This is a genomic window from Maribacter sp. MS6 (assembly GCF_056839185.1).
This window is the reverse complement of sequence record NZ_CM166389.1, coordinates 76,996-97,686: the sequence shown is the minus strand read 5'-3', so window position 1 is coordinate 97,686 and position 20,691 is coordinate 76,996. Positions and strand designations below refer to the sequence as shown.

The following is a 20,691-nucleotide window of genomic DNA, read 5'->3' as shown; positions in this document are numbered from 1 at the left end:
CCTGTTTGGTTGTTCTGAAATAATTAAAAACACATGACAAAAATTAGAATTGCTATTCAAAAATCAGGAAGGTTGAATGAAGATTCACTTCAAATTCTTAAAGACTGTGGAATTTCTATTGATAATGGAAAAGACCAATTAAAAGCATCGAGCAGAAACTTTCCCATGGAAGTATTTTACCTCCGTAACGGTGATATACCACAATACCTTAGAGATGGTGTGGTAGATATTGCTATAATTGGAGAAAATGTATTGATTGAAAAAGGTGCGGATATTATTATTGCGGAAAGACTTGGTTTTTCCAAGTGCAAGGTATCTTTAGCCGTTCCAAAATCCTTTAAATATACTTCTGTAACCGATTTGGAAGGAAAGCGCATCGCAACTTCTTATCCCAATACCGTAAACAATTATTTAACCGAAAAAGGGGTAAAGGCAGAGTTGCACATTATTAGCGGTTCTGTTGAAATTGCCCCAAATATTGGTTTGGCCGACGGTATTTGTGATATTGTTTCTAGCGGAAGCACCCTGTTTAAGAATAATTTGAAGGAAGTGGAGGTAATACTTAAAAGTGAAGCTGTTTTGGCTGTTTCTCCAACCATATCAGAAGAGCGTAAAGCCATACTAAGCAAGCTACAGTTTAGGATTCAATCCGTGCTCAGGGCGAGACAATCAAAATATGTGTTGTTAAACGCGCCTAACGATAAACTTAATAAAATCTTAACACTTTTACCAGGGATGCGTAGTCCAACAGTACTTCCTTTGGCAGATGAAGGATGGAGCTCGGTGCATACCGTGATCAATAAGGATACCTTTTGGGAGGTGATAGATGAACTAAAACAGGCAGGTGCGGAAGGTATTTTGGTTTGTCCTATTGAGAAAATGGTATTGTGAAATTAGAAGTACGAAGTTTTATATAAGAAAATGAAAAAAGTATTTAATCCAGATAAATCTGATTGGGCGGACGTGCTTAAAAGGCCCACCCAAACTGTTGCCGACATAGAAGCTACGGTTAACCAAATATTTACAGAAGTAATAAAAGAGGGAGACGGTGCCGTTATTAGATATACCGAACAGTTTGATAAAATACGGTTGGATTTGTTGTTAGTCTCCCAAGCAGAGATACTAGAAGCGGAAGCATTGGTCCCCGAGGAGCTAAAAGAAGCGATTGCCTTGGCTAAAAGTAATATTGAGATTTTTCATAATGCCCAGATTACCGAAAGGATTGAAGTAGAGACTACAAACGGAGTAAGATGCTGGCAAGAAAAGCGGCCAATTCAAAAAGTGGGTCTCTATATTCCAGGTGGAACAGCTCCGTTGTTTTCAACTATATTAATGTTGGCCGTTCCTGCCAGTATCGCTGGTTGTACAGAAATTGTACTTTGTTCACCACCTAATAAGGCCGGAAAATTAAATCCCGCAATCTTGTATACGGCAGCACTTTGTGGCGTCACCAAAATTATAAAAATTGGGGGTATACAGGCGATTGCAGGAATGACTTTTGGTACGGAATCTGTGCCACAGGTATATAAAATATTTGGTCCGGGAAACCAATATGTAACGGTAGCAAAGCAGATTGCAACCAAATATGGTGTTGCCATTGATATGCCGGCCGGTCCAAGTGAATTATTGGTGGTGGCAGATGATACGGCCAATGCCGCTTTCGTAGCTTCCGATTTGTTGAGTCAGGCTGAGCATGGTGCAGACAGTCAGGTGATTCTGGTTTCCACATCAAAACAACTGATCGAGGATGTAGAAAAGGAAGTAGCGGCACAATTGGTAGCCTTACCACGGATGGAAATTGCAAAACAAGCGATAGCGAATAGTAAATTGATTTATGTAGAAGACGACCAAACCGCAATAGACTTAATAAATGAATACGGACCGGAGCATTATATCGTTTGTGTATCCAACGAGGATTTTTATATAGACAATACCATAAATGCAGGGTCGGTATTTATTGGAAATTACACCCCAGAAAGTGCTGGGGACTATGCCTCAGGTACCAACCACACCTTACCTACCAATGGCTACGCGAAGCAGTATAGCGGTGTAAATTTGGATAGTTTTTTGAAGAATATGACCTTTCAGAAGATTACCGCGGAAGGAATCCAAAGTATAGGAAGTGCTATTGAGGTCATGGCAGAAGCGGAAGGTCTACAGGCGCACAAAAATGCAGTTACACTTCGTTTGAATAGTTTAAAATGAGTTTTGATTTAGATAACATAACCCGAGAAAATGTAAAAGGTTTAAAGCCTTATTCCTCGGCACGTGACGAATACGTTTCCGATGGCAGTAAAATGGTATTTTTAGATGCGAATGAGAATCCGTTCGAAAATGGCGTAAATCGCTATCCAGACCCACAACAAAGAAGTTTAAAGGCAATTCTGGCAGCTAACAAGGGTATTCAACAAGCTAATATATTGCTAGGTAATGGTAGCGATGAAGTGCTTGATTTGTTGTTCAGAGCCTTTTGTGAACCCAAACACGATAATATAATTACCTTGCCGCCTACGTACGGAATGTATCAAGTATTATCGGGAATAAACACCATTGAGAACCGAACGGTTTTATTAGATCAGGATTTTCAGCCTAATGTTGATGTAATCTTGGATACTATAGATAGCAATTCCAAAATCTTGTTTCTCTGTTCGCCCAACAATCCAACGGGAAATAGTATATCGACACAAATAATAAGTACGCTTTTAAAACAATTTAAGGGCTTAGTGGTTATCGATGAAGCCTATATCGATTTTTCAATGGAAGAAAGCTGGGTTTCTAAGTTGTCTAAGTATCCAAACCTCGTCATAACCCAAACCTTATCCAAAGCATACGGAATGGCGGGCATTCGGTTAGGTCTCTGTATCGCATCTGCAGAAATTATTGCGGTATTGAACAAGATAAAACCACCTTACAATGTCAACGAACTGACCCAGCAACGGGCTATGGAAAGGGTAGTCGACCAAAAATCGGTTCAAAGGCAAGTACTTCAGGTTTTAGAAGAGCGGGGCGCATTGAACGAGACCTTAAAAACGATTCCGTTTGTTATAAAAATATACCCTAGCGATGCCAACTTCATTTTAGCGAAAGTGGATGACGCAACCTTGCGCTACAACCAATTATTGAAAAAGGGAATTGTAGTCCGTAATCGCACCACACAGCCACTTTGTGAGAATACCTTACGCTTTACCGTGGGCACACCTGAGGAAAATAAAAAATTAATTATCGCTTTAAAATCATTAGTATGAGCCAAGATAAAACTTCTCAGAATATAGGCCGCCGTGTCCTTTTTATAGACCGAGATGGTACGATCATTAAGGAAACCGTGGACGAACAGATAGATGCTTTTGACAAAATGGAGTTTTACCCTAAAGCATTTACATTTCTTGGAAAAATTGCGAAAGAGCTAGATTATGAGTTGGTGATGATTACTAACCAAGATGGCTTGGGAACCGACGTATTCCCTGAAGATACTTTTTGGCCGGTACATAATTTTATCCTCAAATCATTTGAGCATGAAGGTGTAGTTTTCGACAAAGTATTTTTGGACAGAACATTTCCTCATGAAAATGCAAACACCAGAAAACCTGGAACAGGCTTACTGTCCGAATATTTTTCCGATAAGTACGATCTAGAAAATTCCTTTGTCATCGGTGACCGATTAACAGATATAGAACTGGCAAAAAACCTTGGGGCAAAGGGAATATTTATTAATGATGAAACAAATTTGGGCACTGGGGAGATTACCATAAAAAAAAGTGAATTGGATGCAACTATTGCCTTAGAAACAAATGATTGGGAAAAAATATACGAGTTTCTAAAACTAAAGGATAGAACAGCGGAAACTAAAAGGAAAACAAACGAAACCGATATTTATATCAAATTAAATTTGGATGGTACTGGAAAGAGCGATATTAAGACCGGACTTGCTTTTTTTGACCATATGCTGGATCAATTAGCACGACACGGGCAAATGGATCTTACAATCGAGGTAAAAGGCGATTTGGAAGTAGATGAGCACCATACGATAGAAGATACCGGAATTGCATTAGGAGAAGTGTTTCATAATGCGCTAGGTAATAAATTGGGGATAGAACGCTACGGTTTTTGTTTGCCTATGGATGATTGCTTGGCCCAAGTAGCTATAGATTTTGGAGGTCGGAATTGGTTGGTCTGGGAGGCTGAATTCAAAAGAGAAAAGGTAGGGGATATGCCAACCGAAATGTTTCATCATTTTTTCAAATCGTTTACCGATGGTGCTAAAGCTAATTTAAATGTTAAGGCAGAAGGCACCAATGAACACCATAAAATCGAAGCTATTTTTAAAGCCTTTGCCAAGGCTATAAAAATGTCCGTTAAACGAGATGTTGAAAAAATGGTATTACCTAGCACAAAAGGGGTACTATAATTAGCAGCTGATACTTAATATTTTAAAATGAAGATTGTTATTATTAATTACGGTGCAGGGAATATCCAAAGTATCAAGTTTGCAATTCAACGATTGGGCTTTGAGGCAGTGTTGAGCAATGATATTAGTGAAATACAGCATGCAGATAAAGTCATATTTCCTGGCGTAGGAGAAGCAAGTAGTGCCATGAAAAAGCTTAAAGATAGTGGTTTGGATAAAATTATTCCTAGGCTACAACAGCCTGTTTTAGGTATTTGTTTGGGTATGCAGTTAATGTGTACTTCCTCTGAGGAAGGTGACACAAAAGGATTGGGAATATTTGACGTACCTGTATTGAAATTTGATACCAAGACGGTGAAAGTACCCCAGATAGGATGGAATCAAATTAACAAATTAAAATCTCACTTGTTTACAGGTATATCCGTAGACGAACATATTTATCTGGTGCATAGTTTTTTTGCTCCGTTATGTTCCCAAACAATAGCAGAAACGTACTACGGGTTAACCTATAGCGCAGCATTACAAAATGATAATTTTTATGGCACCCAGTTTCACCCAGAAAAAAGTGGCGATATTGGAGAGCAAATTCTTTTAAATTTTCTGTCTGATCAGCACTAATTACTTAATACGCATTACTTGTAAAACATGAGAATAATACCAGCAATAGATATCATCGATGGTAAATGTGTTCGACTTTCCAAGGGAGATTACGATACAAAAAAAATATACAATGAAAATCCCATAGAAGTTGCAAAAAACTTTGAGGCACATGGAATTAAATATTTGCATTTGGTAGATTTGGATGGAGCGAAGTCCAAACATATTGTAAATCATACCATTTTGGAACAGATAGCATCACAGACTAGTTTGCAAATCGATTTTGGAGGCGGGTTAAAGACCGATGATGATTTGCGAATCGCTTTTGAAAGTGGTGCAACACAAATAACAGGAGGGAGTATTGCCGTTAAGGACTCCGAAACGTTTACACGATGGATTGATACCTATGGTTCCAATAAAATCATTCTTGGTGCAGATGCATTGGACGAAAAAGTAGCGGTGTCCGGCTGGCAAGAGGAATCAAAAGAAGAATTGCTACCTTTCATTCAGGCCTATCAAGAAAAGGGGATTCAGTATGTCATATGTACCGATATTAGTAAAGACGGCATGTTAGAAGGGCCATCGTTTGATTTGTACCAAAAGATATTAAAAGCTACCAGTGATATTAAACTGATCGCATCCGGTGGTATATCCACCTTTGGTGAATTACCAAAACTAGCTCAAATAGGGTGTGAGGGTACTATCATTGGTAAGGCCATATATGAGAATAGAATAAGCCTAAAACAACTAGAAACCTATATTTTACACCATGGATAAGGAAGCACAATTGGTTGAAGAAATAGTCAATAATGCACTTTACCGTATGGATGAAAGTACACGTATGATTAAAAAGAGCCTAAGTCATATTACGGAAGAACAACTTTGGCAAAAACCGAATGCATCGCTAAACAGCATTGGAAATCTGGTGCTGCATATTTGCGGGAATATGACCCAATATATTATTTCATCATTAGGGGAAACGGAGGACAAAAGAAATCGTGATGCAGAATTTAATGTAACCGACGTTCATACTGTAACGATGTTGCTTAAAAAACTAGATGATACGGTAAATACCGCCAAACGCGTCATATTTGATACTTCAATAGAACAATTTTTACAAACTAGGTCTGTTCAGGGATTTTCCCTTTCTGGTGTAGGGGTTGTTTTGCATGCCGTAGAGCACTATTCTTATCACACAGGACAAATTGCATTCTGGGTAAAGCAGTTAAAAAATATAGATTTGGGTTTTTATGAGGGAATCGATTTAAATAAAGGCCCCTTAACCCCCAAAGGGGGCATTTAATGCGGATATTAAATGGAAATAATTATGAGTAAAGTAATAATTTCGAGTAAGAATTCTCTCCTTTTATGGGAGCTAGAGGGGACGTCATGTTAGCAAAAAGAATTATACCTTGTTTGGATATTAAAGATGGGCGCACCGTTAAAGGTGTTAATTTTGTGAATCTAAGGGATGCCGGTGATCCTGTTGAGCTAGCTGAAATTTATAGTAGAGAAGGGGCAGACGAGCTTGTTTTTCTGGATATTTCGGCAACAGAGCAAAAACGAAAGACCTTGGCGGACTTGGTATATCGCATTGGTGAAAAAATAAATATTCCGTTTACTGTTGGCGGTGGAATTTCTTCTGTGGAAGACGTAGATGTGCTGTTGCAGAACGGAGCTGATAAGGTATCAATTAACTCATCTGCAGTAAAGAATCCGCAGCTAATCAACGATTTGGTAGCCAAATTTGGTTCTCAATGTATTGTGGTGGCTATTGATGCAAAAAATATTGATGGAAAATGGAGGGTTCATCTGGTTGGCGGCAAGGTACCTACACAATTGGATTTGTTCGACTGGGCCAAGGAAGTAGCGGAAAGAGGAGCAGGAGAAATATTGTTTACGTCTATGGATCATGACGGTACTAAAGACGGATTTGCCAATGATGCCCTTGCAAAATTATCAACGGAGCTGAATATTCCCATCATTGCCTCTGGAGGTGCCGGTAATATACAACACTTTACCGATACCTTTGTAAAGGGAAAAGCAGATGCAGCTCTTGCGGCAAGCGTGTTTCATTTTAAGGAAATAAAAATTAAAAAATTAAAAATTGCGTTGGGGGCAAACGGAATCCCTGTACGTCCATAAAAATCAGAAAAAAGTGATACGAGCAGTGAAAGAGGATAAACCATTAGTTGTGAACATCTTATTGGAAGCCTTTGAACCGTTGAAAGAAGACAATTCGATTAATTTTGTTGTAAAACAGGACAAAAAGCGTAAACAACGTATGCGTGTTTTAATGGGATATCTATTTGATAAAGCAATGCGCACAGGCGCTGTTTTTTTATCAAACAATCGTGCCAGTTGTTTACTGATAACCTATGCAGAAAAGAATAGGTTTAGTTTAAAAAAATTGTTTTCTACGTTAGATTTAGTATTTAATTGTATTGGTGTAAAGCGTGTGCAAAAAGTACTAAAGCGGCAAAGAATCGTAGAAAGAAACTATCCCAAAGGAAATTATATACGGCCCATGATTTTTGCAGTTAAAAACGAGTATAGAGGTACAACTACAGCGGCTAAATTAATTCTTGAGGTATTTAGGGATTTTAAAAATAGTCAATTGCCGGTTATCGTAGATACGGCGTCAAAGGACCACGTAAAGCTGTATCAAAAGTTTGGGTTAAAAACATATAAGAAAGAGGTAGAGCTGGGTTTTCCTATTTACCTGATGCGCATGAACTCATATGAAGGTCATCGTACCTCGCTAAAGAACTATAGTTATGAATAAAAAAAAAGAGATACATACATTTACGCCACCAGATTGGACTGCACTTGACGGGGCCTTGGTTCCAGCAATTATCCAAGACGTTTTTACCAAAAACGTGCTAATGCTTGGGTACATGAACCAAGATAGTTTAGAGAAAACCCTAGCCTTGGGTAAAGTTACTTTTTACAGCAGGTCCAAGCAACGTTTATGGACGAAAGGGGAGGAAAGCGGTAACTTTTTAAAAGTTGTGGATATTAAAAACGATTGTGATCAAGATAGCCTGCTTATATCTGTACGGCCGGTTGGTCCTACATGTCATACTGGAAGTGATACCTGTTGGAACGAGAAGAATGAATCCAAATTTGGGTTCTTCTCGGAATTGGAAACTACGATTACCGAACGCCGTAATGCGGCCGATGGCGAAAAATCATATGTAGCTTCTTTGTTCAACAAAGGGATTAACAAAATAGCCCAAAAAGTAGGGGAGGAGGCTGTAGAAACGGTTATAGAGGCTATGGATGATAATGATGAGTTGTTCTTATACGAAAGCGCGGATTTACTATTTCATTATCTTATATTACTTCAGGCCAAAGGTTTTACTCTAAAGGACATTGAGTCGGAGTTAATGCAACGAAGGAAGTAGTATGTAAGGGATCGTTGGTGGTTTCCCGTTCTTTTACGTTTGAGGCCAAGAATTATTTAAATTCAGGGTTCACTTTTTTTGCGTCTGTAGTTGTAAAAAACGATACATACGATAGCACCGGCTTTAAAATCCTTATATTTTTTCTTTTTCAAAAATGAGCTCAAAGTAGGAAGCCGAACCATAGCCACTTGTTGCTGGAGCAAATATTTGAACAAAGCGCCATCCATCTTTTGCATGTAACGTTATCACCTTTTTATAATCTTGATTTGGTTTACTGGTAAATACCCTTCCTAAGCCAATTTTCAACTATTTATATTCGTACATTTTTAGTTTTTTTGTTTCGTCAACTCATTTATAGGTAAAAACAACAACTTCATCTATAAGGTCAAACTTGCCTACGAATGGTTTAGATTGATCATTTGGTACCTTGTTTTACTTTTGGCACAAATGGTTAGAAGGCTAAAAAACCTAACAATATAGCTAACATTTAGTACTTATACGTGCCTGTTAAAAACCATTTATTAACCTCCAAAAAACACCTCATGCAGATAGCGGCCGGGTACAAAGGTGAAGCCTCCTGCGATAACAATAGCTCCAAAATAAAGTAAAATCATTTTTCGTTTATGGACTTTAACGTTTCCTTTTTTAATTGCCAAATACGCCGTGGGTACTGTATAAATGGTTAAAAAGCTAAAACTGTGAATCCAACCAAAGTGGTTTAGTATTTGCGGACCTACATCTGCAGGCATAAACAAGGTAACACAAGCCGTAAAGAGCATAAGTACCATATAGACCCTTCCAAAGCCTTTGTGAATCGTTGTTCCCTTTTTTATAAGCAGTAATAGCGTGCCAATAAAAAAGCAAGGAACAACGGTAATTAAGTGTAAGTTCATTAATGTATCGTAAGACATATGGTCGTTATGGATGAATAGGGTTAGTCTTTAGGTTTTTTTTGATTGTAGTTGGTGTATAGCTTATATTTCTAAATCATACCCGTGAAAGTACAAAACCGTAATAGGTTTCACAAATAACCCAATGTGCAGACATGCTTCTTCGTTTGGGCTAAGGTTTACAGAATGGCCAATACAGCCCAAAGTAATAATACCTATCTCTTGTTTCATATTTAGTTTATTGTATTTTTAAAAAAAGTATTTAAAATGCCAACGACCGAGAAATGCAGGAACTGCGAAAAAACATTTGATTCCACATATGAGTATTGTCCGTATTGTGGGCAAGAGGCAGTAGATAATCTAACTGTGGGGGTGTTGTTTAGTAATACCATAGAAAATTATTTTTCTATAGATGCTAGGTTTTTTCGCAGTTTTGCAACCCTTATGTTAAAACCAGGCATTCTGGCCCGTCGGTTTGTAGATGGCAAACGCCTAAAATACTTACATCCGGCCCAGTTTTACCTTTTTATATCGGTAGTCTTCTTCTTTATATTTTCTTTTAGTGTTCGCAAAGCGGATACTGAAATTTCCAAGGCAATTAAAACCGGTTTTGAGCAGGAGAATAATCTGGACACTGTTCTTGATAACGCAGATTCACTTGATATCAATGAAGCAAAAACTGCGCTTAGAAAAAATCAAAAGTTGATTGGGTTATCTGATGAAGAGCTGGCGGAATTAGATTCCGTTATCACCTCGGATCCAGAAATGGTCAATATGAATTTTGGATTCAAGCGCGTGTTGTTAGATTCCCTTATTAGTGCAGGCGCACCGGTAAGCGAAAAAGTTAAGGCTATGGGAATGAAGGAAGATGCAGATGCATTTACCAAAAGATTTTACCAACAAATGCTGAAGTTTTACGAAAAAAAAGGCGGCGGGATACTTCAGGTTTTATATGATACCATTCCTATTGCCATGTTTCTTCTTTTACCATTTTTCGCCTTATTCCTAAAATTTTTTTACTGGAAACCTGCAACATTTGCACATCACTTAGTTTTTAGTTTTTATTTTTTCTCTTTTATATTTGCTTCCTTTTGTGCGATAATTTTGGTTAATAAAGTATGGACGATTCCCACAGGGATAGAGGTGCTTATTTGCTTCTCTTTTGTTATCTACCTAATGCTGGCGTTACGAAATTTTTATAAAAGTTCTTGGAAAGGGGCATTTTTTAAATCAACTATTATTTCGTTTCTCTACATGCTCGTTATCGTACCCGTTGCCGCAACAGGGATAATTTTAGTCGCTTTCATGCTGTATTGATTTTTGGTATTGATGTGTAAATTCTTAATACACAAAATACTCAATATCCTATACCCCAAAAGTATTGGGGTTTCAGTTTTCTTCTGTAAAGCGAGGCATGAGCAATAGAAACATAAAGAATCGTGTATCGTGGTGCCCATGTTTCGATATTAAAATAGTCTTTTTTGTTATGCTTGGTGTATTTTGGTAACATCACAATGTCAAAGAGCAAATCTGTTCATAGTTCACTTTTTTGTGCATAGTGCTATGCATACTATTAATCCAATCTCTATTGTATCGAATCAAATTTAAAATGAATGACCAATGCAATGAATTATTCACGTCTTAAGGTAGGCACTGTAATTATTATATTCCGTATTTCAATTCAATCTCCTTTTTACTTTTATCATCAGCTAATTTAAATCCAAATCCACGTTGAGTTCCAAAAAATTGATAACCGTATTTTAAACCATAAAATCTATCAATAAGCATTTTAAAGGGAATAACGTCAAATTCTTTGTTTATGACAGCTTTATGAACAACTGGTAAATAGTTTTCCATCATTTCTATATTCGAGTGTTGAATCACTGTCCACATTCCATAATTGTATTTTTCACCTACTAAGGATGTGCCTATATATCTCTTATGTTTGTGATAAAGAGAATCAATTAAGCGTTGGTTTTCTTTATCAATAGATTTTTGTTTTGACCAATCTATGATATCATTAACTCTATACTTTTTATCTAAATCTATAATCTTCTCAATTAACATTACCAGATCAGTATCTAAACTATCATCTGCAACTTTATTTTCTGATCTACTAGACTGTGCATTAGAATTAAAGCCAGTTAGAATCAATAAAAAACTTATTAGTAAATATTTCATCTTAGAGGTTATATTGTGGCAAACGTTCTCTGCTAAGCGCAGTTCGTGTTTTTATAGTTTAACTTTTAGGTTTATCATTATCGCCCAAATTGCTTATGGCCATTGTTGTAGCTAGTTTTTCTCTGTATTTTTCCTCAATTGCTCTTCGAAATTCTGCTTTATCGGTTCTTAATAATTCCATCCCTTTTCCATTTACGATAGTCGGATTCAAATCCCTTAAATGATTGTCGCTCCAGATTCCTAGTTCAATGATTATTGGTGTCATTGCCAATCCTTTCTCGGTTAAAAGATAGATATTAGATTTTTTATTGTTCGGAAGTCTAGTTTTGATAATAATTCCAAACTCCTCAAGTTGTTTCAATTTTGCAGTCAATATATTGGTAGCAATTCCTTCATCACTTTCTGTAAAGTCTTTAAAAGTTTGCTTGTTTTCTATAAGCATCTGTTTAACGATAACCAACATCCATTTATCACCCAAAATATCTAAAGCCGACGTAAAAGGGCAATTGCATCTAAATTTTGTTTCCATTCTCTTGTGTTCATTCTATAGGCTACAAAGGTAACAATTTATAATTTTTACTTGCAAAATGAAATTAATATTAATAATTACTTGCTTTTTAAAAGTAATATAATATTTTTGCTTGCGAAATACAAGTAATAAATATTAATAAAAAATGAAATCAATGAAAAAAGTAATCAAAGTAGTTGTGTTAGCGGGCATTCTTGCTTCCTGCAACACATCTAAAACAAATGCAACAAGCGAGACTAATCAGTCAAAAGAAAAAACAATGAACAACAAAGAAATTGTAGGCACTTTCTTGGGTGCTGTAGCCAAACAAGACGAAGAAACAATGCGAAAATTTGCCAATGCAGATTATATTCAGCACAATCCTTTCGTCCCTTCTGGACTTGAACCATTTATAGGACTATTGCCAGTTTTAAAAGAAAACGGAACATACGCTGAAAACGTTCGACTATTTCAAGATGGTAACTATGTATTTATGCATAACATTTGGCATAATGCAAAACCATTTGGTGCAGATGAAATGGTAGCATTTGATATTATACGTGTTGATGAAAACGGTAAAGTAGCTGAGCATTGGGATGCAATGACGGTTTTTGTTAAAGAAACGGCGAGTGGAAGAACCCAAACTGATGGTCCAACAAGCGTTGAAGATTTAGATAAAACCGAGACAAATAAGGCCTTGGCAGTTTCCCTTATTGAAGATGTATTGATGGGTAAAAACCCAAGTAAGATAGCTGAATACATAAGTGGAGCACAATACGACCAACACAACCCACAAATAAAGGATGGATTAAACGGCATTGTGGAAGCTGTTGAATATCTAACGGCTCAAAACAATATGTTTAAATATACCAAAATCCACAAAGTTTTGGGTGAAGGTAATTTTGTTCTGACGGTAAGCGAAGGTGAATGGAATGGTGGTAAAAAACAAGCATTTTACGACTTGTTCAGAATGAAAGATGGCAAAATCGTAGAACATTGGGATGTGATTCAAGAAATACCCACCGAAGGATTGGCTCATAATAACGGAATGTTTGGTTTTTAGATGGGCGTTACCACAAGGGTCCGGCTTTCGACCATATCTTTTTTCTTTGTGCCTCAAAAAAAGGATGCCGCTGCAATCCCTAACGCAAACAGATGGAATCAACGAACAATTAAACTAATATAAAATGAAAAATATAATCATCACAGGAAGTAGTAGTGGTTTTGGACTCAAAGCCACTAAAGATTTTGCCGATAATGGCAATAAAGTATTCGCAACAATGCGAAATCCAAATGGAAAGAACCTTAAGGTTAAAACAGAATTGGAAGAATATTCATCTAACATAAAAGTGGTAGATATGGATGTAACCAATGATATGTCTGTTACAAATGCAATGAATACAATCTTTTCGGAATCAGAAAATATAGATATTCTAATTAATAATGCAGGTATTATGTACATCGGCATTACGGAAGCCTATAGCATTGAGCAAGCAAAATTTCAAATGGAAACTAATTATTTCGGTGCAATCAGAACCATACAAGCAGTTTTACCAAGTATGCGTAAAGTTGGCAAAGGTTTAATTATAAACACATCTTCGTTAGTTGGCCGTATGTCGCCACCTTTTTTCGGAACTTATACAGCTACAAAACACGCTTTAGAAGGGTATTCCCAAGCCTTACGTTATGAGGTTTCACCTTTTGGTGTGGATATAGTAATGGTAGAACCTGGGCCTTTTGGAACAGGATTGTTGGCTTCTGGACAAACTCCTTCACATTCTGAAGTTCTTGATTCTTATGGTGAATTGGCAGGCGTTCCTGCGGCGATGGGCGAAAATTTTGCTCAAATGTTACAAAGCGAAAATGCACCAGACCCTCAATGGGTAGTAGATACTTATTTGAAATTAGCAGAAATGCCATTTGGCAAACGTCCAACACGAACTGTTGTAGGAATAACTTGGGGCGTTGATGAAATTAACGAATTAACCCAACCCATTCAAGACAGAGTTCTTAAAGAAATGCAATTAGAAAAAGTACTTGGTGGTATTTCAGCATAAGCATTCAACGTTTTGTTTTATTTATAAAATCACAAGGGTTTCGGCTCTTGTGATTTTTTTTATTTCAGCCTTGTTTGTGCTTAAAATGCTGAATTTTTTTCAAATTGCCTACAACGGTTTTGTGTATGAGTAGTTGCGGATTTGCTTTACCTACTTTTTATATTGCAATATAATTTATTTAAAAGAATAACGGCTTGAGCTTGTACTCAAACCGCTATTGCTAGTATCCTGTTTTGGGCGTAGTGCTTTTTGCCCATACTAGTACTCTAATACAAACAATTTATCAATATCGCATCTGCCAACTCGCAATTTTCCCATCCTTCACAGAGAATAGAAAATTAGCTTTATTCGTGTAGCCTTCACTACTATATTGTCCTGTGACAGTTACTTGGTTATCATCTGTAGAATAGTTAGCATTATCCACATGACCTTTACGAGCGATGATATCACTATCAAGCCAACTGAAAAATGCATCGCCTGATTTCCATGAGCCAGTTCCGTAGGCCTGCTTGGCATCTTCATTAAATAAAGAGCGAATTTTCTTAGCATCGTTAACTGACATTGCTTCTATTAATTGAATCACAACTTGCTCTGGCTCGATATTTTGATTATTCTCTTTTGTCATAATTTCTTGACTTGTGTTTTGTTTCTTATTGCTTGAACTTGGCTGCTCACAGGCAACCAAATTCGAAGCTGCTAATATTAGAAGGATTAAAGTATGCTCCTTATTTGGTAGCATATCCTCCATTAGCTAATATGGTTTGTCCCGTAATCCACCAGCCATCAGTTGCTAAGAAGTTGATTATTGGCACAATATCCTCAATTTTGGTTAATCCTCCTAAAGCAGATGCTGATTTGTGATAGGCTACTGCCTCTGGTGATTCTTGTCCGTAGAAAAACGGTGTATCCATTGGTCCAGGTGCTACAGAGTTAACGGAAATACCTCGCTCACCAAACTCTTTTGATGCAGCTCTCGTGTAATGTTCAACAGGTGCTTTTCCTCCTGCATAAGTAGAATAGAACCCCGTATAAGCTCCTAAAAGTGATGTTGCTATGGTAATAATTTTGCCATCGTTCTCTAATGCTTTTCCAGCTTCTTGAATAAAGAAATAAGCTGATTTACTGTTAACTGCCGACATTGTATCAAATTCTTCTTCTGTTGTTTCTGAAAACGGTTTTTTCAATACCATTCCTACAGTATTTATAGCCACATCAACCCTTCCCAACGTATCTTTTGCTTCTTGGAAAAGTGCGTTCATATTTTCTGCTTTGGTCAAGTCACTTTGGACCATTATTGCCCTTCTTCCTAAACTTTTTACAGCTTTTATGGTTTCTTCGGCAGCTCGTTTAGTACTATCGCTGTTAAAATGCACTACCACATCCGAACCTTGTTTTGCAACTTCTCTGCTTATCAATCCACCAAGGTTTTTTGCACCACCTGCGATTAAAACTACTTTGTTTTTTAAATCAATCTTTGCCATTGTTTTTGTTTTTAAATTAATGATGAAACAAAGGTATGATTGAGGTCAATCAGAATTGTTGCAAAAATTTTAGCTTGTGTTGCAAAAATTTTAGACTTGCTTTTTTCGGTAGGCGGAAGGTGAAAATCCCGTTTGTTTTTTGAAGAAATTGCTGAAGTGTGCAGTTTCGGCAAAAGCCAACTTATATGTAATTTCCTTGATAGACTTTGAAGAATTCTTTAAAAGAGCTTTGGCGTACGAGGTCGTTCGCTCATTTATCCAATTACTTGGTGATTTCCCTGTTTTACTTTTGATAACTTGACTAAAATAACTCGAATTCAGTTGCTGTAGTTTGGCATAATCTTGTGGTTGATAAACCCTATCTACATTATTTTTAGCCAAATTCCTGTAGTGCATTTCTAAATTCTCTTTAAATGTTTTTACAATTCGCGATTGGTTATTTCCTTCTTCTAACGGCAAGTAATTTTGCCAAAACAGTGCCTTTATCTTTAGCAATAACGCAACCAATAAACTGCCAATGATTTTGTGTTTGTATAAAGAATTACTTCGGTATTCATTTAATATTTGAAGATATAACGATTCTATTTCCTTATACTGTTGTTCGCTAGGGCTTTGTGGTGGAACTGTTTCTGATAGTAAAAATGGAAAGTCTTTAAAAACATTTTGATGAATATTTGTCTCTAAGAATTCTTCGCTAAATGTTATTAGGAAAGCCTCTTTTAATTCAAAGAATTCAAATGATTTGATATGTCCCGGATTTGTAAAGTAAATAGTTCCCGAATCGTATTGAAAAGTTTGCTCATCAGTCGTATAAGTTCCTTTTCCGTTCTTAACAAAAATGAAAGAGTAGTAGTTAGTTCTAAAAACAGGCGATTTGTAAGGAATGGTTTTGTGAATTTCCAATAAGTTATTCATCGAGAATTGACTGTCCTGTTCGATTGGAATATTTAATGCGTTGTACAGGTCAACTACCCGTTCAAAAAATGCTATTTCATTTGTTTCATTCACCTTCTATATCCATTTTTCACATGTCACCTCCAACTTGTTCGTGTATGATTTGTGCGGAATCAGACGTTAGTCAGATTTAGCTGCAAATCAGATGTTGTTTTAAAATTAAAATTTTTAATTGAACTTCATGCAGCCCACGAATTATACGCTGAGCTACCTGCTAGCTCTATTCCTTTAGTTGTTTTAATCTATCGATTGCATTTTGATTCTCGGGATTCAATTTCAGCGACTTTTCGTAATTCGAAATAGCATTCTTAAAATCTTTATTATAAAAATAACCTTCAGCTAAACTATCGTATAGATTCGCTGATTTTGGATATATATGTAATGCTAACAAAAAGACATTAACTCCTTGTTTAATTTTTTTAGAGTTAAATACCAAGCGCAAGCCTAAGGTATTTAGCATACCTTCTTGAAGCTCAAGCTTTGGATGTTTGGCAATTGTTTCATTATATAACGGAATTAAATCTTGATAGCCTTGTTTGAATGCCAAATCGTTGAAGTCTTTATAATTAAATTCTCTCGTTTTTGCTTGTTTCAACTCTTTTGAGATCAAAGTTTCTGAAAAACCATTTTTATTTGGGCTATTTTCAATAAATTCCTTGCCATACTTGTCATTTTTCAAGGTCGCATATAAAAACTGTAACGTGTATTCAGAAAGTAATTTATAGGAAGCCATAATTTTATCATCACTTTTATCTTGTCTTTTATCTCTGTTGGCAAATAAAACACCAAAAGAACTAAAGTAGGAATGAGTGAGGTCGTGAAATCTATAACTGAAAGCTTTACTGTATTTCAAAGAGTCTTTTAATTGGAATCTGTAATTTAATTCGGCAGGAATTTGATCGCTTTTTAAGACTTCTTCTGGAATTTCTTTTTGAGCAAAATGAATATATGGAATAGCAAATTTGTCTAAATTAAAATAGGGTGATTTTTCCAATACAGCATAATTATATCTTTCAGTTCCATCTAAACTTACAATTGCGTTTACGTTCTTATGTTTCATAACAGTTATAGCATTGGAAAGTCCACCAAAGCTAAATCCCATAAGTGCTATATTATTAAGGTCTGCATTTTCGTATTTATTAATTTCTTTCAAAAGAAATTCTACATCTCTAGATTGTGTTTCCATATCTTTTGTAGTTCCGCCTTCTAACCATCTTGTTTCTGTACCTCTAGATGGACTTGATATGACTACAAAACCATTGCTGACTAAAAACTCGAATAATGCAAAATTTTCAATTGAAGATGCTTGGTAACTGGGTGCATATACGATGACAGGAAATTTTCCATTAAAAGGAATTGAATTGGGAAAAGCAGTTACTTTTTCAGACAGATGAGCCCTGTTTTGTGGTGTATTAGGTAAATGCTGAAACCAATCCATCAGAAAGTAGTCTGGTAAGTCTTTCCACTCTTCCTCTTCCTTAAAAATCTCTACATAGTCCAAGACTGTTAATTGTTCGGAATTACTATTCTCTATTTTCGCAGGGTACCAAATACTTATTGGAATTGGTCTCTTAATGAGTTGGTTGTTAAACTCATTATGAATTCGATAGGTTCTGGTGCTATCATTAACGGTATAGTGTTTAAAGCCTACTTGATATTTTCCGCCTTTAAGTCCGATTTCTTTTAAAGAAGTCTGTCCATAAGATATTGTTGTTAGCAATAAACCTGTAATGACTATTATGAAGCGCATTGTTTCTGAATTAGTGTCCATAAGAAAGATGCCCTATTTTAATGTTTCATAAAGGTCTGTTTTCAGCTTGCAGGTAACGGTCTCGGCTATGTGCACTTGCAATTACTTATAGCCAAGTTGTGCTTAGTATTTTTTTCCGTTATAAGGTATGAAATTCTCCCAATACCAAGGCATCCATTTATCTCCAGTAGAAATCTCAAGTAACTCTTTAAAAATGCTTTCTCCATTTGAACTGTTGGACATTATCACAATTCCAAGGTTATGAGATGGATAAAATATTGTGTAATGTTCCCAACCTTGAATATGGCCTTCTTTAAAAATCGCATTTCCGAAAGGTATTTTGTAGGTTCCAAAACCTAAGGCGTAGCTTAGTTCAATATCATCATTTTCCGTCGTTTTTATCAATCTGTTTTTACCAAATTGTTGCTTCGATTCAATACGGATTTGCGGTTCAAAAAACTCATTATACCCAGTTTTACTTAAGCCTTTTTGAGCTAACATTGCTTGGATAAACTTCGCATAATCTTCAGGCGTTGTGTCCATACTGCCCGCAGCATATTCTTGATTTCTTTTTATTCTCTTTAAGGTTTTTCTTTTTTTATAGTGCCCAACAGCATAGTTTGTGTCAAATTTATCTTGCCAGACAAAACTAGTCATATCCATGTCAAAAGGCTTGAACACATATTTCTGAGCAAGCTCCTCCAAGCTTTTTTTTTTTGTTCTACAAAAAACTGAAGTAATTGAATACCTTCGCCTGAATAGCTATAAAAAGTTCCTGGCTCAAATTCTATCTCCAGGGGTTTTTCCATATCAATACCAGATATTCCGAGATATCTCCAATTTGGAAATCCCGTGGTATCCGATAAACACATTCTCGCAGTTATTTTCTCATACCGATTATCATTTTTTAAATCTTTGTATCCTTCATAACCGTGTGGAAAGTCATAAGAATATAAAGGGTTATCAAGATATTCCACCAAGGGTTTGTCTAATTCAATCTTTGTTTGTTCAACTAATTTCATTACAATAAAGGCAAATAGCGGTTTGCTTAGTGAAGCTGCATAAAAGTTATTTGAGGTTTTAAGGGGTTGTTTCTCTTTCAGATTCCTAGATTCATATGCCTTTTGGAATAAAACACTATCCTTAGTAACTATAGCTATTGTAAGTCCGTGAACATTTCCTGCATTTTTTAAACGCTGAACCTCCTTATCCAAAACTACTGTAGATATGATTGAATTATCTATTCTTTCAATGGATTGAGAATATGTTTTAAGACTTATAATTATAAATAATAATGAAATGAAATACTGAGTTTTGCCCATTTTAAAGTTGATGTTAGATTCCTTTATTTAATAGACGTATATGCTAGTCAAATGGTTGCCTGAACTTTTTCAATAGTAAGCGCAACGGTCTTGCACATGGCTCGTAGCGTGCAAATTAGCCGTTAACTTTCGGTTAAGCACGAGCCAATTTTTTTATTTTCTTATTACCTTTTTTCTCAGTAAGCCATATTAAAAAATTTGGCGGACTTGCAAATATACCTAAACTTTTTTTGAGCAACTGACTAGCTATGAGACATATACGGTGTTATCCATTGTTATTTTTCCATAACTTGTTTTAATTCTTTGATTTTCCACTTGTCATTTTCTCTTATAAATAAATCAAACATTGCGACGTGACTTGAACCAGCCAAAACCATAATTCTTTTGTCGGATTCTTCTGTGTTTTTTTGAATTAATGACCACATATATAGATTTCTTTTAAACCATTCCGATGTTAATAAGGGTCCAGAAAAATCTTTTGTGCCACCTGCTAAAAGCATTAAATTATTATGAAAATCATTTGAAGATTTTCGCATTTCTTTGCTATTGACAAAATACGTAAGTTCAGTAAGAGAAATTCCTGATTCAATTTTATTGTCAAAATCAGCGGTAAATTTAGAAATTCCCTTTTCAATCCTTGTCTTTAATTCAGTTTGGTTGTTATTTTCAATTTCTTTCATAACATCTTCAAATGGGAATGATGTGGAATAGTCTATTGCATATAATTTTTTTAAGTCATTTTCTTTTGCTATTCTAAATGCTAATTGGAAAATTTCATTTTTTAAATAAAAGTTTGAAAGACTGTCGTTTTTGAAATAATTACCTTTTTTATAGAGTTGGTAAAGAGAATCTAATTCCTTTTGTTCATCATAAGGCCATTCTACAAATATTTTAGTGGGATTATATACTTTAATTCTTTTTGATATTTTTTTTAATTCACTTTGAGATTTTTCATTTAGAATATCAAAAGATTTGGTTTTGGCAACATCTGCTCCTGGATTATTATAATGAAATGTTCCAACAAGTAATACTTCTTTAATATTTGACTTTTCTTGAGCTTTAACACAGTTTAAAATTAAGAACGCAATCGAAAATATTACATAGTTTTTCATAGTAGGATATTTTAGTAATCGTTTAGG

The 20,691-nt window shown here is 35.8% G+C and carries 23 protein-coding genes and 1 pseudogene; 13 read left to right on the top strand and 11 right to left on the bottom strand.

Features of this window, described 5'->3' with window-relative positions; genetic code table 11:
• Positions 1–33 precede the first annotated feature (33 nt).
• From hisG to hisIE, 10 genes are all read left to right on the top strand, one after another.
• On the top strand, positions 34–891 hold the full coding sequence (hisG, locus tag MS6x_RS00520) for an ATP phosphoribosyltransferase (RefSeq protein WP_482604703.1): 858 nt from the start codon (positions 34–36) through the stop codon (positions 889–891).
• Positions 892–921: 30 nt separating this feature from the next.
• Complete coding sequence (gene hisD, locus MS6x_RS00515) at positions 922–2,205, top strand: histidinol dehydrogenase (RefSeq protein WP_482604701.1); 1,284 nt, start codon at positions 922–924, stop codon at positions 2,203–2,205.
• Positions 2,202–3,245: a histidinol-phosphate transaminase gene (gene hisC / locus MS6x_RS00510; RefSeq protein ID WP_482604699.1), complete on the top strand. Its 1,044-nt coding sequence runs from the start codon at positions 2,202–2,204 to the stop codon at positions 3,243–3,245. The genes hisD and hisC overlap by 4 nt, the downstream gene beginning before the upstream one ends.
• Positions 3,242–4,405 (top strand): bifunctional histidinol-phosphatase/imidazoleglycerol-phosphate dehydratase HisB, encoded by a 1,164-nt coding sequence (hisB, locus tag MS6x_RS00505; RefSeq protein WP_482604697.1) that lies wholly within the window; start codon positions 3,242–3,244, stop codon positions 4,403–4,405. Before hisC ends, hisB begins: the two co-directional genes overlap by 4 nt.
• 27 nt (positions 4,406–4,432) lie before the next feature.
• Entirely contained in the window at positions 4,433–5,023 is a 591-nt protein-coding gene (gene hisH, locus MS6x_RS00500; protein WP_482604695.1) for an imidazole glycerol phosphate synthase subunit HisH, read from the top strand.
• A gap of 27 nt (positions 5,024–5,050) precedes the next feature.
• Positions 5,051–5,779, top strand: a complete 729-nt coding sequence (gene hisA / locus MS6x_RS00495) for a 1-(5-phosphoribosyl)-5-[(5-phosphoribosylamino)methylideneamino]imidazole-4-carboxamide isomerase (protein ID WP_482604694.1) — start codon at positions 5,051–5,053, stop codon at positions 5,777–5,779.
• Entirely contained in the window at positions 5,772–6,305 is a 534-nt protein-coding gene (locus MS6x_RS00490) for a DinB family protein (RefSeq protein WP_482604693.1), read from the top strand. The genes hisA and MS6x_RS00490 overlap by 8 nt, the downstream gene beginning before the upstream one ends.
• A gap of 86 nt (positions 6,306–6,391) precedes the next feature.
• Positions 6,392–7,147 (top strand): imidazole glycerol phosphate synthase subunit HisF, encoded by a 756-nt coding sequence (gene hisF, locus MS6x_RS00485; protein WP_482604691.1) that lies wholly within the window; start codon positions 6,392–6,394, stop codon positions 7,145–7,147.
• A gap of 13 nt (positions 7,148–7,160) precedes the next feature.
• On the top strand, positions 7,161–7,787 hold the full coding sequence (locus tag MS6x_RS00480) for a GNAT family N-acetyltransferase (RefSeq protein WP_482604689.1): 627 nt from the start codon (positions 7,161–7,163) through the stop codon (positions 7,785–7,787).
• On the top strand, positions 7,780–8,409 hold the full coding sequence (gene hisIE / locus MS6x_RS00475) for a bifunctional phosphoribosyl-AMP cyclohydrolase/phosphoribosyl-ATP diphosphatase HisIE (protein ID WP_482604688.1): 630 nt from the start codon (positions 7,780–7,782) through the stop codon (positions 8,407–8,409). Before MS6x_RS00480 ends, hisIE begins: the two co-directional genes overlap by 8 nt.
• A gap of 132 nt (positions 8,410–8,541) precedes the next feature.
• On the opposite strand, the gene MS6x_RS00470 is transcribed toward hisIE, so the two are convergent.
• From MS6x_RS00470 to MS6x_RS00460, 3 genes are all read right to left on the bottom strand, one after another.
• Positions 8,542–8,715, bottom strand: coding sequence for a DUF4177 domain-containing protein (locus MS6x_RS00470; RefSeq protein ID WP_482604686.1), 174 nt, complete (start codon positions 8,713–8,715; stop codon positions 8,542–8,544).
• 215 nt (positions 8,716–8,930) lie between these two features.
• Entirely contained in the window at positions 8,931–9,302 is a 372-nt protein-coding gene (locus tag MS6x_RS00465) for a DUF2306 domain-containing protein (protein WP_482604684.1), read from the bottom strand.
• An 81-nt stretch (positions 9,303–9,383) separates the two neighbouring features.
• Positions 9,384–9,530, bottom strand: a complete 147-nt coding sequence (locus MS6x_RS00460; protein WP_482604682.1) for a hypothetical protein — start codon at positions 9,528–9,530, stop codon at positions 9,384–9,386.
• Between the two features lie 36 nt (positions 9,531–9,566).
• Between MS6x_RS00460 and MS6x_RS00455 the strand changes: the two genes are divergently transcribed.
• Positions 9,567–10,616 (top strand): DUF3667 domain-containing protein, encoded by a 1,050-nt coding sequence (locus tag MS6x_RS00455; RefSeq protein ID WP_482604680.1) that lies wholly within the window; start codon positions 9,567–9,569, stop codon positions 10,614–10,616.
• A 345-nt stretch (positions 10,617–10,961) separates the two neighbouring features.
• On the opposite strand, the gene MS6x_RS00450 is transcribed toward MS6x_RS00455, so the two are convergent.
• Complete coding sequence (locus MS6x_RS00450) at positions 10,962–11,480, bottom strand: hypothetical protein (RefSeq protein ID WP_482604679.1); 519 nt, start codon at positions 11,478–11,480, stop codon at positions 10,962–10,964.
• Between the two features lie 58 nt (positions 11,481–11,538).
• Complete coding sequence (locus MS6x_RS00445; RefSeq protein ID WP_482604677.1) at positions 11,539–12,009, bottom strand: winged helix-turn-helix transcriptional regulator; 471 nt, start codon at positions 12,007–12,009, stop codon at positions 11,539–11,541.
• 154 nt (positions 12,010–12,163) lie between these two features.
• Here MS6x_RS00445 and MS6x_RS00440 point away from each other — a divergent pair, with 154 nt between their 5' ends.
• Positions 12,164–13,051 (top strand): nuclear transport factor 2 family protein, encoded by an 888-nt coding sequence (locus MS6x_RS00440; RefSeq protein ID WP_482604675.1) that lies wholly within the window; start codon positions 12,164–12,166, stop codon positions 13,049–13,051.
• A gap of 124 nt (positions 13,052–13,175) precedes the next feature.
• The gene (locus MS6x_RS00435) at positions 13,176–14,045 is read left to right on the top strand and encodes an SDR family oxidoreductase (protein ID WP_482604673.1); all 870 of its coding nucleotides are present in this window, start codon (positions 13,176–13,178) and stop codon (positions 14,043–14,045) included.
• A gap of 283 nt (positions 14,046–14,328) precedes the next feature.
• Here the strand turns inward: MS6x_RS00435 and MS6x_RS00430 are convergent, their stop codons facing one another.
• The 6 genes and pseudogenes from MS6x_RS00430 to MS6x_RS00405 all read right to left on the bottom strand — a co-directional run bounded on the left by MS6x_RS00430 (position 14,329) and on the right by MS6x_RS00405 (position 20,664).
• The gene (locus MS6x_RS00430; RefSeq protein ID WP_482604671.1) at positions 14,329–14,793 is read right to left on the bottom strand and encodes a nuclear transport factor 2 family protein; all 465 of its coding nucleotides are present in this window, start codon (positions 14,791–14,793) and stop codon (positions 14,329–14,331) included.
• On the bottom strand, positions 14,771–15,526 hold the full coding sequence (locus MS6x_RS00425; protein ID WP_482604670.1) for an SDR family oxidoreductase: 756 nt from the start codon (positions 15,524–15,526) through the stop codon (positions 14,771–14,773). The genes MS6x_RS00430 and MS6x_RS00425 overlap by 23 nt, the downstream gene beginning before the upstream one ends.
• Before the next feature lie 90 nt (positions 15,527–15,616).
• The gene (locus MS6x_RS00420) at positions 15,617–16,534 is read right to left on the bottom strand and encodes a helix-turn-helix domain-containing protein (protein WP_482604668.1); all 918 of its coding nucleotides are present in this window, start codon (positions 16,532–16,534) and stop codon (positions 15,617–15,619) included.
• 166 nt (positions 16,535–16,700) lie between these two features.
• Positions 16,701–18,251: an alpha/beta hydrolase gene (locus MS6x_RS00415; RefSeq protein WP_482604667.1), complete on the bottom strand. Its 1,551-nt coding sequence runs from the start codon at positions 18,249–18,251 to the stop codon at positions 16,701–16,703.
• A 102-nt stretch (positions 18,252–18,353) separates the two neighbouring features.
• Positions 18,354–19,552, bottom strand: a pseudogene (locus tag MS6x_RS00410) (serine hydrolase domain-containing protein).
• 275 nt (positions 19,553–19,827) lie between these two features.
• Positions 19,828–20,664 (bottom strand): DUF5694 domain-containing protein, encoded by an 837-nt coding sequence (locus MS6x_RS00405; RefSeq protein ID WP_482604665.1) that lies wholly within the window; start codon positions 20,662–20,664, stop codon positions 19,828–19,830.
• Positions 20,665–20,691 lie beyond the last annotated feature (27 nt).

Excerpts from the sequence above, each read along its gene's own strand:
- hisB (WP_482604697.1), top strand. The coding sequence starts at position 3,242 with ATGAGCCAAGATAAAACTTCTCAGAATATAGGCCGCCGTGTCCTTTTT.
- hisF (WP_482604691.1), top strand. The coding sequence starts at position 6,392 with ATGTTAGCAAAAAGAATTATACCTTGTTTGGATATTAAAGATGGGCGC.
- MS6x_RS00430 (WP_482604671.1), bottom strand. The coding sequence starts at position 14,793 with ATGGAGGATATGCTACCAAATAAGGAGCATACTTTAATCCTTCTAATA.
- MS6x_RS00435 (WP_482604673.1), top strand. The coding sequence starts at position 13,176 with ATGAAAAATATAATCATCACAGGAAGTAGTAGTGGTTTTGGACTCAAA.
- MS6x_RS00445 (WP_482604677.1), bottom strand. The coding sequence starts at position 12,009 with ATGGAAACAAAATTTAGATGCAATTGCCCTTTTACGTCGGCTTTAGAT.
- hisIE (WP_482604688.1), top strand. The coding sequence starts at position 7,780 with ATGAATAAAAAAAAAGAGATACATACATTTACGCCACCAGATTGGACT.
- MS6x_RS00455 (WP_482604680.1), top strand. The coding sequence starts at position 9,567 with ATGCCAACGACCGAGAAATGCAGGAACTGCGAAAAAACATTTGATTCC.
- MS6x_RS00465 (WP_482604684.1), bottom strand. The coding sequence starts at position 9,302 with ATGAACTTACACTTAATTACCGTTGTTCCTTGCTTTTTTATTGGCACG.
- hisG (WP_482604703.1), top strand. The coding sequence starts at position 34 with ATGACAAAAATTAGAATTGCTATTCAAAAATCAGGAAGGTTGAATGAA.
- hisD (WP_482604701.1), top strand. The coding sequence starts at position 922 with ATGAAAAAAGTATTTAATCCAGATAAATCTGATTGGGCGGACGTGCTT.
- MS6x_RS00440 (WP_482604675.1), top strand. The coding sequence starts at position 12,164 with ATGAAAAAAGTAATCAAAGTAGTTGTGTTAGCGGGCATTCTTGCTTCC.
- MS6x_RS00460 (WP_482604682.1), bottom strand. The coding sequence starts at position 9,530 with ATGAAACAAGAGATAGGTATTATTACTTTGGGCTGTATTGGCCATTCT.
- hisC (WP_482604699.1), top strand. The coding sequence starts at position 2,202 with ATGAGTTTTGATTTAGATAACATAACCCGAGAAAATGTAAAAGGTTTA.
- MS6x_RS00490 (WP_482604693.1), top strand. The coding sequence starts at position 5,772 with ATGGATAAGGAAGCACAATTGGTTGAAGAAATAGTCAATAATGCACTT.
- MS6x_RS00450 (WP_482604679.1), bottom strand. The coding sequence starts at position 11,480 with ATGAAATATTTACTAATAAGTTTTTTATTGATTCTAACTGGCTTTAAT.
- hisH (WP_482604695.1), top strand. The coding sequence starts at position 4,433 with ATGAAGATTGTTATTATTAATTACGGTGCAGGGAATATCCAAAGTATC.
- MS6x_RS00405 (WP_482604665.1), bottom strand. The coding sequence starts at position 20,664 with ATGAAAAACTATGTAATATTTTCGATTGCGTTCTTAATTTTAAACTGT.
- hisA (WP_482604694.1), top strand. The coding sequence starts at position 5,051 with ATGAGAATAATACCAGCAATAGATATCATCGATGGTAAATGTGTTCGA.
- MS6x_RS00415 (WP_482604667.1), bottom strand. The coding sequence starts at position 18,251 with ATGGACACTAATTCAGAAACAATGCGCTTCATAATAGTCATTACAGGT.
- MS6x_RS00425 (WP_482604670.1), bottom strand. The coding sequence starts at position 15,526 with ATGGCAAAGATTGATTTAAAAAACAAAGTAGTTTTAATCGCAGGTGGT.